The sequence below is a fragment of the Dolichospermum heterosporum TAC447 genome (genome assembly GCF_024584745.1).
Taxonomy (GTDB): Bacteria; Cyanobacteriota; Cyanobacteriia; order Cyanobacteriales; family Nostocaceae; genus Dolichospermum; species Dolichospermum heterosporum.
The window spans coordinates 4,726,945-4,739,634 of record NZ_CP099464.1 but is presented as its reverse complement, the minus strand read 5'-3'; the positions used below and the strand labels follow the sequence as shown (position 1 = coordinate 4,739,634).

The window sequence follows — 12,690 nt, the reverse complement described above, 5'->3', positions numbered from 1 at the left end:
CCAATTTAAATAGAGACAGAAACAAAATTAAAGGTTATGTTACATCATGGGTACGTAAGGTATTTGATAGTTTCTTAAAAAGGGGTTTAGTTACAAGTAGTCGTCATTCAAAATCAATTTCATCTTGACTGTAGAGGTTATTAACGTGAATAATAGTCCATACCTACCTCCACAAAATCAGGAGTTGGTAGCCAACCGTTATCAAATTAAAACATTAATTGAAAGAGGTGGCATGGGTGAGGTATTTCTGGCAGAAGATATGCTGCTAGGAGGAACACCAGTAGCCATTAAGTTTTTATCTCAAACTATTATTGATACTCAAAGACAGGAAAGCTTTAACCGTGAAGCTCTTCTCAGTGCGGCTTTAAGCCAAAAAAGTGTGCATATTGTTCATGCTTATGATTATGGTGTAACTACTAATGGCAACCCATATTATGTCATGGAATATTTATCTGGACAAAGTTTGAAGGAATTAATTCCTCTGTCTATACCCATGTTTCTCAATCTAACTCGGCAAATTTGTTTAGGCTTAAAGTGCGCTCATCAAGGTGTCAATATTGATGGAAAAATTCAGCCATTAGTTCATAGAGATATTAAACCAGCTAATATTATTGTTACTCCAGATCCCATCTTAGGTAAATTAGTTAAAATATTGGATTTTGGCATCGCCAAATTTCTTAATAGTACAGAATCAATGATCACCAATGAAAAATGTTATGGAACTTTAGCATACTGTTCTCCTGAACAATTAGACGGTGGAGATATAGATAGTCGTTCTGATATTTATAGTTTAGGTGTAGTCATGTTTGAAATGTTGACAGGGCAAAAACCTTGGCAACCAGCAGCGGAAGGATTTGGGGCTTGGTATCAAGTACATTTATTTGCATCACCAAAACATATATCAGATATAAAACCCAGTCTCCAAGTTCCACAGCAACTCGATGATTTAATTATTAGTTGTTTAGCTAAAAAGCCAGGTCAACGTCCCCAAAATATGACGGAAATTCTCCAGGGTCTAGATAAAATAGAACAATCCTTGGAGCAAGCAGCTTTAAATTCAGGTTTGGGAAATTCTGAATTATCTCAAACCAAAATCATACTTGATCAACAATTTACTTGGCCTCAAAATAAGCCAACTCAAAAAATTGTTTTTCCTCAACTCATTAGTGAAAAAAAAGTATCTACAGCTTCTTTATGGATAATGTTACCAGAATTAGAAATTCAAAATTATGCCTATACTACACGCTACACTCGATTTATTTTTATTACACATCCCCATCCGATGTTGTTATGGATAACACTACTTTACGACCATGACCTTACCCCTAAGTGGCTACCATGTTACTTAGATATGCAAAATTCCCAAAATCTCAAATTGGTGTGGTCATTGGCGGAAAATGAGTCCTATTCCTTACTTTTCTTTACCTTAGAACCTTCACATTGCTGTACTAATATGTTCAGTATTAGTATTTCTCCCTTACAAACACAAAATCTGAAGAATTGGGTGCAACAAAGTCAGAGCATGAAAGCTTCTACGGAATTCGGAACCAGCAAAAGCTTGTTAAAGCAGCAATATGAATATATAAAATTAGAGATACTAAAGCAGTTAAAATCATGAACTTGTAGAATTTAGGCGCTGCATAAACCTATCCTGAGATAAATAAACGAAATTGAGTTGGTGCTTTTAGATAGAGAACTCCACAAAAAAGATGAACTGCTTGCAGCAGCGCCTCGCTATCCAATCTTGTGGTATGGGCATCTTGCCCGTTCTTGTATTATTAGCGGGCTTTTCGTCCCGCACCACAAGAAATTTTTGGGTATTTTTTTAATTGGAAGTATCTATAAGTAGTGAGACAAAATTAATTACACAATGTCATTGCGTAAGCGTTGCGGTAGCCATATGTAACGAAGTGAAATGAAGCAATTCCAATGGTTGTGATTGCTTCCCTTCCCTCGCAATGACTGTAAATATTTTTGTCCAATTACTTAAGAGTAAGCAACAAAATAAATGATCCTGTTTTGTCATGCTGAGTGTAGCGTTCGCGGAGCGTGGCGTTAGCCATAGCGAAACGAAGCATCTTTTGAGATTCTTCACTACACTTCGTTTCGTCATGCCTCTGGCACGCTGCGCGAACAGAATGACATTGGGCATTTCTTTTTGTAGAGTTCTCTTAATTTACCTTTAATTGCCTCTAAAAAAATCTTTTCTCAAACTACTTGACAAATATAAAAAGACTGGGCATAATAGTGAGAGTGCAAGTTAAGCAAAACGCAAGGGACTGTAGTTCAATTGGTTAGAGCACCGCCCTGTCACGGCGGAAGTTGCGGGTTCGAGCCCCGTCAGTCCCGTTCTAATATACTGAATATGAGACAAAAAGTTGATAAGGGAAACTCATAGGCTCTAATTTCAGTATGTGTAATCATGATTTGTAAAAGAGAGAATTAACTGTGACTGTCAGAGTTCGCATAGCTCCGAGTCCTACCGGAAATCTACATATTGGTACAGCGAGAACGGCTGTATTTAATTATTTGTTTGCTCGTCACCATGATGGCAAGTTTATTTTAAGAATCGAAGATACTGATTTAGAGCGATCGCGTCCAGAATATACAGATAATATTCTGGATGGACTACGCTGGTTAGGATTGAATTGGGATGAAGGTCCATTTTTTCAATCTCAACGCCTACATCTTTACAAGGAAGCGGTGCAAAAATTACTAGATCAAGGATTAGCTTACCGCTGCTACACTACATCGGAAGAATTAGACGCTTTGAGAGAAGGGCAAAAAGCCAGAGGAGAAGCACCCCGCTATGATAACCGTCACCGTCACCTCACCCCAGAACAAAGGGCTGAATTTGAAGCTCAAGGGCGTTCTTCTGTAATTCGTTTCCAAATCGCCGACAGCCGAGAAATTGTCTGGAATGATTTAGTCCGGGGGAAAATGAGTTGGCGGGGTAGCGATTTGGGTGGTGATATGGTGATTGCTCGCGCTGCTACTGATGGTACTGGTCAACCACTATATAATTTTGTGGTGGTTGTGGATGACATTGATATGCAGATTACTCATGTCATTCGTGGTGAAGACCATATCGCCAATACTGCTAAACAGATTTTGTTGTATGAAGCTTTAGGGGCAAAAATTCCCGAATTTGCCCATACGCCTTTAATTTTAAATCAGGAAGGGCGCAAACTATCGAAACGAGATGGAGTAACTTCCATTTGTGACTTTCAGGAAATGGGATTTACTGCGGAAGGTTTAGTCAATTATATGACTTTGCTAGGCTGGTCGCCAGCGGATTCTACTCAAGAAATTTTCAATTTAGAATCAGCAGCTAAGGATTTTGGCTTTGAGCGGGTAAATAAAGCTGGTGCTAAATTTGACTGGGATAAGTTGGATTGGTTAAATAGCCAATATCTCCATAATATGCCAGTTGATAAGCTGACAGATTTAGTTATTCCCTTCTGGTCAAAAGCTGGGTTTCAATTTAATGGTGGGAGAGAACGGACTTGGTTAGAGCAGCTAGTGGGGTTAATTGCTGCTAGTTTGACTCGGTTGGTGGATGCTGTGGACATGACCAAGGTATTTTTTACTGAGGGGGTAGAATTGACTGAGGAAGGCAGTCAACAATTACAGCAGGAGGGTGTTAAAACTGTACTGCAAGCAATTATTACAGCTTTAGAAAGTCAGCCAGAGTTATCAGCAGATATTGCCCAAAGTATAATTAAGCAAGTTGTGAAATCGGAAAATGTGAAAAAAGGCTTAGTGATGCGATCGCTCAGAGCCGCATTAACTGGGGATGTACATGGACCAGATTTAATTCAGTCTTGGTTACTACTTAATCAGATTGGTTTAGATAAATCCCGCTTAAATCAAGCAATTAGCAATAATTAATTACCGGGTATTGGGTCAGAATTTTCTGGAATTTTAAATTCTCCCAGCGGTACTCAAGTCTTTTATCTAAAGGAACTTGAGACCGTAAATTCATGTCTTCAAAGGTATTTAGCACTCTTCTATAATTGCAATGTCAAAAACAGCTTTTCCTACAGGAATCATAGTTGTACTCTGCGTTACAGCCGGGTTTAATCCAGTTGCTAATGCTCAAACAGCCGCGCCGATTTTTGGAGATGTGACTATTCAACATCCATTTTCTCCAGACCCTTTGACAGTGAGGGGAATGAGTGGTGGTTCAGTACCAGGAAGCAAAATAGCAGGAAAAGCAGAAACACCACCAACTGGCCCTTGTCAAGGATTTATGGATGAAGTACCAGACCATACCTTGAAACTTACCAGTAAATTTGACTATCTGAAATTAGTAGTCGAAAGTCCGGCGGACACCACCATGATTATTAAAGGACCTGGTGGAACTTGGTGCAATGATGACTTTAACGGTAAAAACCCCGGTATTGTTGGGGAATGGCTACCGGGTACTTATCAAATTTGGATTGGTTCTTACAAGGAAGATGAATCCCTACCTTATACATTGAAAATTACGGAAGGCAAGTAAATCATTAGACATCTTGTGAGAATTAAATGTGCGTGACTTGAAACCCTTGTAGAGATGTTACCTGGCTAGGGATTCTCGGCTCTACAATATTTTTCGGAGATGTCTAAGTAGGTTGGCGTTAAAAATTGGTAATTTCTGTACTAAGTTTTCACAAACACATTGCTAAAATTGATGTTTCCAGTCTGTATCCCAGCATTATGTTTAAATATGGGATTTGCTCCCGCAAGGATACGCAACGAGTGGGGTTACAGCAAATTGTTATCAAACCTGGAACAAGAACCCCACCCCCAACCCCCTCCCCGCAAGCGATGAGGGGGCTAGAACGAGATGAGTTACCTTTGGTTGTTGAGCCTCAAGGTGATGTGGGAAAGCATTTGAGTTTGTTTTGAGTGGGGAGTTATGCTAATTATGAGGGCGATCACTTATGGCATTTGAGGGGGCGCACAGCCATGATATCATGCGTTTATGTCTTGCGTGTTATGCTCAGTCCACCTTGTGACAAGAAAAACCGTTACACAAAAATTAACCGGAAAAATTAATTATGGCAGATAGAACCAAAATTCTTCCTCTTAAACTTTCTGATGGCAAAATAGTTAAAGTAGAGGTTACGCCTATAGGGGAACAACCTGTTTCTGCTGACACTAGAGTCCTTCAACAAGCAACAGAAATTATTAAATCCATTGCTGAAGATGTCGCGGGTACATTAAAAGATATTAAAGAAGCAGTCAAACCGGATAAATTTACCGTCAAGCTAGGGTTACAAATTGGAGTTGAGGCAGGACAACTAACTGCTTTAATTGTCAAAGGAACAGGCACAGCTAATTTGGAAATTACGATGGAATGGGGTAAATAAACGTTAATTCCCTCAAAATTGAAATTCCCTCACTGTTATGCTAATCTTCTCATAAAGAGGCTATGTGAGGGCAATCAATGGCTAACGAAGAGAATTTACGAGGCTGCACAGTGCGTTTAAATTTCGCTGACAGTCAAGGAACAGGTTTTTTTGTTGCAGCGGGTTACATTCTCACCTGCGCTCATGTAGTTGAATCTGCACGAGATAAAGATAATCCTGTGCAGGTATACTGGAAATCAGAAGACCGTGATTATACTGCTAGAGTCGAGCAATTATACGAATATCATATTGATTTAGCCCTATTGAAATTAGAGGGAGATGATTTCAATCATCCCTGTGTTGAATTGGATGGTACAAAACCTAATGTCAATGATGATTTATATATTTTTGGTTATCCCAAAGATGGGGAAACTGATTATTCTCAGGGAGATTCTGCAAGCTTTAAATATGTAGGACCAAGTTATAGTTATAAAGATAATATTCTTCTTTATAAGTTAAAGCAAGGGCAAGTTAAATCAGGTTTTAGTGGTTCACCTTTGCTAAATTTACGAACAGGAAAAGTTTGTGGTATTGTACATCTTTCTCTTGATGAAAGTACCGATTTAGGGGGGCGGGCAGTTTCGGCTGAAGTTATTTTGCAAAAGTTTCCCAAAATTGCCCAACTTAATAAACAATTTCATCAACAAAAACCGAATGTTACCAAAGAAGATAGAGACAATATGAACAAATCTCCACTTAGCAAAGAAGATAGAGACAAACTGAAAGAGTTTTTGTTCAATAGTGGACTTGCAGATAGTCCTAACCAAAGAAGAACTCTGTGTAGAAATCTTGATATTTTCGAGATAGCAAGAAGACGAAACTTAACAGAGAAAGAGGAAAATAATTTTGTCACAGAGTTAGTTGAATGGTTACATGATATATACCATCAAAAAGCCCTGAATAATCTTTGCGAAGAAATTAAGCCTTATTGTACAAATGAAACTTTATTGAATATTCTCTTGAATATTCAAACAAAAATTGCTTTACCCACAATACCCAAGGTAAATTAAACTGATAAGTAGGTTAACGTTAAAAATTTTCGTTATTGTAAGGCAAGAGGCAAAAGGAAAAAGGCAAGAGTAAAGAAGTTTTGGGCGATTTTACTTTTATTTACACATTTTGGTTTTTCTCAGCCCACCTACTTAAACCAATTAAATTTATTATATGAACAAATCTCCACTTAGCAAAGAAGATAGAGACAAACTGAAAGAGTTTTTGTTCAATAGTGGACTTGCAGATAGTCCTAACCAAAGAAGAACTCTGTGTAGAAATCTTGATATTTTCGAGATAGCAAGAAGACGAAACTTAACAGAGAAAGAGGAAAATAATTTTGTCACAGAGTTAGTTGAATGGTTACATGATATATACCATCAAAAAGCCCTGAATAATCTTTGCGAAGAAATTAAGCCTCATTGTACAAATGAAACTTCATTGAATATTCTCTTGAATATTCAAACAAAAATTGCTTTACCTACAATATCTATTGAAGAAGCAAGTTCAAACTTATTAGAACAGGTAAGATACTATTGGGAAGGACAAAATAATAAGCAAGAATTTAAAATAAAATTCAAAGAAAATAATGGCAATGAATCATCTACAAATACTATTTATGATTTTTTTAATGCTAACCAAAATAAGAAAAAGTTTCTAATTTTCGGTGCTTCTGGCTCAGGCAAAAGTACAATGTTAAGAGAATTGAACAACGAAATACTTAATAATAAGATTCCTATCCTGTTAAAACTTCAACCTTTGCATGAAAACCAGACAATAGACAACTGGATAAGTGAGTCTATTAAAAAAGTGTATGAAGTAGATGAAGAAACTATAAATACGATTTCGGGAAAATATAACGAAATAGGAATAATATTCCTCCTTGATGGTTTTGATGAAATAGAACCTTCACAACAAGATCAGCGTGCAATTGATTTGAATAGTTTTATTGAAAAACATGAATGTAAAACTGTTATTACTAGTCAAATAGAAAAGAAAGATTTACTTTTGTATAAATTACGCAATAATACTTTTGCTGAATTACAGCCTCTCGATCAAAAACAAATGAATGATTATGTAATTAAAGAGTTGCAACTTCAACACATTATAGAAACAATACGTCCACAAACCTGGGAATCTTTGACACATTATAACGGTGCTATTGAGGATTTACTAAAAAAACCTTTATTTTTAATCATAGCAACCGACAATTTTAATAAGCGTCCAGATAAAGAAAAGACAATTCAACAATTAATTAATGCTCCAACAGGAGAACCAATTAAAATAGAAAATATGGATCTTGAAGGGTTTCATGATAACTTATTTGAAGACTATTCTAAGAATAGATTTCAAGAATTAGAGAAAAGAAATACAACCTTTTCTAGAGATAAGATAGTTTGGTTAGCACAGCAATTAAATGATACAGAATCCACATTGTCTATTGAAAATATGCAACCAAAATTATTGTCTGAAAAAAATAAAGAAAAAATACTTTATTATATTTTAGTTGGATTAATTGTAGGCATATTATGTGGCTTATCAACGGGAATACTTTCTGAAATATTAAACTATAATTCTGACAATCCTCAATCTTATTTGAATACAATCAATTATATCTTTTTTGGATTAATCTCTGGATCTATATCTGGATTAATAGGTGGAATAATATCTTGGCTAAAGCTAAATACAAAATCTTGGTTAAAACTAAATACAGATACTCAATCTAAAGTAAAATCTGCTATCATTGGATTCGTATCTACAATAATACGTTGGTTAATTTCAAACTCACAAGCAGATAACATTCAGATTTTAGATATGATAGTATTTGGAATAGTTTTTGCATTAATATTTTATTTTTTAGATTTACCAAAAGACAAAACAGACTCAGTAAGTCATCAGGAATGGTCATTTGACAATCAAAAAGCTATAAAATCGGTCATGTATGGAATGGTATGTGCTGCATTTTTTGGAGTAGGGATGTGGATTTTGTGGATTGCATTATCAATAAATAGGATTTTTGGTTTTTTAGTAATAGAACAGTTAAATATCCCTTGGTTAAATAATATCCCTTGGCTAAATAATTTTACAAAAATTGTCACTGATATAGATATACAAAAAGACAATATACCTGTGAGTTTAATAGGATTGTTATTGTTTATTAGCGTAAATTATTGGTTATTCCTAGAAATAACCAAAGCAAATAATCAAAACACACAAGAAGATAAAAATCGTAAAATTCCTAGAGAATATATGTATTTTGGGCTATTTATTTTTGTGATAATAATAAGTATTTTAATTTCCTTTATTCCCTTTATTCTAAAAAATATAGAACAATTTTACAAATTTTATGGTACCATGAACGATTAAACTCTAACTAAACAATTTACGGTCATCTAAGAGGTCTTTATTTTATGGACGAACTTAATAAACAACTGAGTGCTTTTGGCATTTCTCCTGAAGAAATTTCAAAACAACTTTCCTCTATGGGAATTTCTTTCGACGAGATCGCTAAAAAGACAGCTTCTATCGGTGTTCCTAGTATCATTCTTGCTGTAGCATTCACCTCTTTTGGGGGTACGGGTCTAACCGTTACTCTCGCCACTGCTTTAGCGGGTTCAATTGGTGTTATCGGAGACAATTTGACGGGTTACGGAATCGAGATGATTCTTACTACTGTTTATGTTGAGCGTCGCAAAACGGAAGCGGAAGAAGCCCTTTACAGGGAAATTGATATTCTACCCCTTACCGATGCGTTAAAAATTAAGCTAAAAAGTCAACTTGCTCAGGTGAAAGTTACTGATAATACTACGGACAATATTTCTACTGAGAATAGTGCCAATGGTAGCACTAATCAAAATAGCGATCGCTGCCAGGTTGAAGAAACCCAGAGAGAACCCCAACAGGTTATGTCCGTTGCTAAATAATCATCCATTTACTGCATTCTCTAGGGAACACCAAAAAATAAATTACCCAATTTTGTGGGATGGGCATACTTCGACAGGCTCAGTACAAGTCCTGCCCGTCCTTGATGATTAGCGGGCAATTCGTCCCGCACTACAAGAAATTTTTGGGTATTTTTTTAATTGGAAGTCCCTTATTGTGTTCACCTACTTATTCGGCATTTAAGTTTTTAAGAATTTTCTGGGCTAAAAATTCCTTAATTTCTGTATGTCTTGGTACAGCCTCAATGACACCTGTTTGAGGATTAATCCATAAAGAATGAGAACCACCTTCTCGTTTTAGGTAACAACCTGCTTGTCTTAACTTTTTTTCTAATTCTTTACGTTTCATGGAATTAAAATAGTTTCTTCTATCGCATCTTCTGTGATTCCCCTGCGGATATCTGCCATACGATCTTCAATAATCAATTGAATAGCAAGTTTCAAGTTTTCTTTCGCTTCCTCAATGGTTTCACCTTGACCATTAGCACCAGAAATTTCTGGACAAATTGCCCAGTATCCTCCTTCCGCTGCTCTCTCAATGATGGCTGTTAACTCTGCTTTCATAGCAATTTCCACAAGAAGTCTACTATATTTTAAACGATGATTAAGTAGGTGAATGGAAAAAAACCGAAATATGTAACGAAAAGTAAAGTTGCCCAAAACCTCTTCCCTGTTCCCTTGTCATAACGAGAATTTTTAACGCCAACCTACTTAGTTACAAGATCAGCGATGACACTATCACTAGGGTGTTAATTCTGAATCCCTTATCCCATAAAACTTCATGCACAAAATGTATCGCCATATTTTTATAAGAAAGTGCCTGGAACAGATGTTTTCTGTGTAAACTACGGTAACACCAATAATTTTTCGGACAATCCCTCCAAAAATACACAGAATTAATATGCTACACTATCGCCCATCAGGAAAAATCTCTCTAAAACTCTTACCTTCGCTTCTTCGTTTCTTCGTGGTTCATTCTCCGTAACCTTTGCATTGTATTGAGCTTTAAAGCATGAATAATATAAATGAATTTGGTAGTCCTTTGCAGTCCAGCATAAAATTAGTATTAGGGATAGCAAAATATAAATTAGCCCCAAATCCTTACTGTGTCAGATTTTGGGAATATTTAACTTTTAATTTTTAATTTTTAATTGGTATTAGTATGAGAATTAGGTTAAATTTAATTAAGATTCTAGACAAACTTCATGAATCGGCCATAAGCAAACCGACGTTTTATGGCTCAAATTACAAAATGGATTTATGAACATCCGTTACAAAAGCAGTCATATTAGTATCTAGAGGCAAATTAAAGATGAAATTCTCTTGGAGAGTCGTAGCACTCTGGTCAGTGTTGGCTTTGGTAATCGGCTTTTTCTTCTGGCAAGGTGCTTTTGCAGGCGCTCCTGCGGAGACAGGTAAAAACGCTGCCAGCACCCGCATGACCTATGGGCGCTTTTTGGAATATTTGGATGCAGATCGTGTCACCAATGTAGACCTATACGATGGTGGTAGAACAGCAATTATTGAAGCTAATGACCAAGACATCGAAAACCGCACCCAACGCTGGCGGGTAGATTTGCCTGTGAATGCCCCAGAATTAATCCAAAAGCTGCGGGAGAAGCAAGTTAGTTTTGATGCTCATCCGATGCGAAACGATGGGGCAATCTGGGGACTTTTGGGTAATTTAGTTTTCCCAGTTTTATTGATTACTGGCTTGTTCTTTTTGTTCCGGCGCTCTAATAATCTTCCCGGTGGTCCTGGACAAGCGATGAATTTCGGTAAATCCCGCGCTCGTTTCCAAATGGAAGCGAAAACTGGGGTGAAGTTTGACGACGTAGCGGGAATTGAAGAAGCGAAGGAAGAATTACAAGAAGTTGTTACCTTCCTCAAGCAACCTGAGAAATTTACTGCTGTGGGCGCTCGCATTCCCAAGGGTGTACTATTGGTCGGACCTCCAGGAACTGGTAAAACTTTACTGGCAAAAGCGATCGCTGGTGAAGCTGGTGTGCCTTTCTTCTCTATCTCCGGTTCGGAATTTGTGGAAATGTTTGTGGGTGTGGGTGCTTCCCGTGTCCGTGACTTGTTTAAAAAAGCCAAAGATAATGCTCCCTGTATCATCTTTATTGATGAAATTGACGCTGTGGGTCGTCAACGGGGTGCTGGTATTGGTGGTGGGAATGATGAACGGGAACAAACCCTCAACCAATTATTAACAGAAATGGATGGGTTTGAAGGCAATACTGGCATTATTATTATTGCTGCTACTAACCGTCCTGATGTCCTAGATGCTGCTTTGTTGCGTCCTGGTCGTTTTGATAGACAAGTAACTGTAGATGCACCAGACATGAAAGGTCGTTTGGAAGTACTACAAGTTCATGCTAGAAATAAGAAGTTAGACTCTAGCGTATCTTTAGACGCGATCGCTCGGCGGACTCCTGGATTTACCGGTGCAGATTTAGCTAACCTCCTCAACGAAGCGGCGATTCTCACAGCGAGAAGACGCAAAGAAGGCATCACTCTACTAGAAATTGATGATGCTGTTGATCGGGTAGTTGCTGGTATGGAAGGTACTCCCTTGATAGACAGCAAAAGTAAGCGTCTGATTGCTTACCATGAAATCGGCCATGCTTTGGTCGGAACTTTACTCAAAGACCATGACCCCGTGCAAAAAGTGACTCTGATTCCCAGAGGACAAGCTCAGGGTTTAACTTGGTTTACACCTAATGAGGAACAAGGTCTAATTAGCCGTTCTCAGCTAAAAGCCAGAATTACCGGGGCTTTGGGTGGTCGGGCTGCTGAAGAAGTAGTTTTTGGATCAGCGGAAGTCACCACCGGTGCGGGTGGAGATCTACAGCAGTTGTCAGGAATGGCACGACAAATGGTAACTCGATTTGGAATGTCTGATTTGGGTCCTTTATCTTTGGAAAGCCAACAGGGTGAAGTGTTCCTCGGTCGTGACTGGACAACCCGTTCTGAGTATTCTGAAGCGATCGCTTGTCGTATTGATGGTCAAGTCAGAATGATTGTGGAAGAATGCTATACCAACGCCAAGAAGATCATGCGTGATCATCGTAGTCTCGCCGACCGTTTGGTTGATTTGTTGATTGAGAAAGAAACCATTAATGGCGACGAACTTCGGCAAATTGTGGCTGAGTACGCGGAAGTCCCTGATAAGTCTCAGTTTGTTCCCATGCTGTAAGGTTTAGTTTGCAATCAGATCCCCGACTTCTTGAAGAAGTCGGGGATTTTGTCTTTTTATTAGTCGAATAATTGCAAGATAGTTCTTCCTTATCGGTTCTATGATAACAGTTTAAAAATTGTTTGTCAATACCATAAATCTCTTTTTTTCGGTTGGCGTTTTT

Annotated in this window: 10 protein-coding genes and 1 tRNA gene; 9 read left to right on the top strand and 2 right to left on the bottom strand. The window is 37.6% G+C overall.

Going from position 1 to position 12,690, the window contains the following annotated elements:
- The first annotated feature begins 145 nt into the window (after positions 1-145).
- The 8 genes from NG743_RS21525 to NG743_RS21490 all read left to right on the top strand — a co-directional run bounded on the left by NG743_RS21525 (position 146) and on the right by NG743_RS21490 (position 9,310).
- On the top strand, positions 146-1,618 hold the full coding sequence (locus tag NG743_RS21525) for a serine/threonine protein kinase (protein ID WP_027401892.1): 1,473 nt from the start codon (positions 146-148) through the stop codon (positions 1,616-1,618).
- Between the two features lie 657 nt (positions 1,619-2,275).
- A tRNA-Asp gene (locus tag NG743_RS21520) sits at positions 2,276-2,349 on the top strand.
- A gap of 99 nt (positions 2,350-2,448) precedes the next feature.
- Entirely contained in the window at positions 2,449-3,891 is a 1,443-nt protein-coding gene (gene gltX, locus NG743_RS21515; protein ID WP_257120860.1) for a glutamate--tRNA ligase, read from the top strand.
- Between the two features lie 130 nt (positions 3,892-4,021).
- On the top strand, positions 4,022-4,504 hold the full coding sequence (locus NG743_RS21510) for a hypothetical protein (protein WP_193962072.1): 483 nt from the start codon (positions 4,022-4,024) through the stop codon (positions 4,502-4,504).
- Between the two features lie 541 nt (positions 4,505-5,045).
- Positions 5,046-5,357, top strand: coding sequence for a CU044_2847 family protein (locus NG743_RS21505; RefSeq protein ID WP_257120859.1), 312 nt, complete (start codon positions 5,046-5,048; stop codon positions 5,355-5,357).
- A gap of 77 nt (positions 5,358-5,434) precedes the next feature.
- Positions 5,435-6,406 carry a S1 family peptidase gene (locus tag NG743_RS21500; protein WP_257120858.1) on the top strand — a complete coding sequence of 324 codons (972 nt, stop codon included), beginning with the start codon at positions 5,435-5,437 and terminating at the stop codon, positions 6,404-6,406.
- Between the two features lie 154 nt (positions 6,407-6,560).
- Positions 6,561-8,753, top strand: a complete 2,193-nt coding sequence (locus NG743_RS21495) for an NACHT domain-containing protein (protein ID WP_257120857.1) — start codon at positions 6,561-6,563, stop codon at positions 8,751-8,753.
- A 44-nt stretch (positions 8,754-8,797) separates the two neighbouring features.
- Complete coding sequence (locus tag NG743_RS21490) at positions 8,798-9,310, top strand: hypothetical protein (protein WP_257120856.1); 513 nt, start codon at positions 8,798-8,800, stop codon at positions 9,308-9,310.
- Between the two features lie 187 nt (positions 9,311-9,497).
- On the opposite strand, the gene NG743_RS21485 is transcribed toward NG743_RS21490, so the two are convergent.
- Positions 9,498-9,677: a type II toxin-antitoxin system HicA family toxin gene (locus NG743_RS21485; protein ID WP_039204393.1), complete on the bottom strand. Its 180-nt coding sequence runs from the start codon at positions 9,675-9,677 to the stop codon at positions 9,498-9,500.
- Positions 9,674-9,892 (bottom strand): type II toxin-antitoxin system HicB family antitoxin, encoded by a 219-nt coding sequence (locus NG743_RS21480; protein ID WP_027401897.1) that lies wholly within the window; start codon positions 9,890-9,892, stop codon positions 9,674-9,676. Before NG743_RS21480 ends, NG743_RS21485 begins: the two co-directional genes overlap by 4 nt.
- Positions 9,893-10,640: 748 nt before the next feature.
- Here NG743_RS21480 and ftsH2 point away from each other — a divergent pair.
- Positions 10,641-12,527 (top strand): ATP-dependent zinc metalloprotease FtsH2, encoded by a 1,887-nt coding sequence (ftsH2, locus tag NG743_RS21475; protein WP_027401898.1) that lies wholly within the window; start codon positions 10,641-10,643, stop codon positions 12,525-12,527.
- The last annotated feature ends 163 nt before the right edge of the window (positions 12,528-12,690 follow it).

Excerpts from the sequence above, each read along its gene's own strand:
- NG743_RS21510 (WP_193962072.1), top strand. The coding sequence starts at position 4,022 with ATGTCAAAAACAGCTTTTCCTACAGGAATCATAGTTGTACTCTGCGTT.
- NG743_RS21505 (WP_257120859.1), top strand. The coding sequence starts at position 5,046 with ATGGCAGATAGAACCAAAATTCTTCCTCTTAAACTTTCTGATGGCAAA.
- NG743_RS21500 (WP_257120858.1), top strand. The coding sequence starts at position 5,435 with ATGGCTAACGAAGAGAATTTACGAGGCTGCACAGTGCGTTTAAATTTC.
- NG743_RS21495 (WP_257120857.1), top strand. The coding sequence starts at position 6,561 with ATGAACAAATCTCCACTTAGCAAAGAAGATAGAGACAAACTGAAAGAG.
- NG743_RS21490 (WP_257120856.1), top strand. The coding sequence starts at position 8,798 with ATGGACGAACTTAATAAACAACTGAGTGCTTTTGGCATTTCTCCTGAA.
- NG743_RS21485 (WP_039204393.1), bottom strand. The coding sequence starts at position 9,677 with ATGAAACGTAAAGAATTAGAAAAAAAGTTAAGACAAGCAGGTTGTTAC.
- NG743_RS21480 (WP_027401897.1), bottom strand. The coding sequence starts at position 9,892 with ATGAAAGCAGAGTTAACAGCCATCATTGAGAGAGCAGCGGAAGGAGGA.
- ftsH2 (WP_027401898.1), top strand. The coding sequence starts at position 10,641 with ATGAAATTCTCTTGGAGAGTCGTAGCACTCTGGTCAGTGTTGGCTTTG.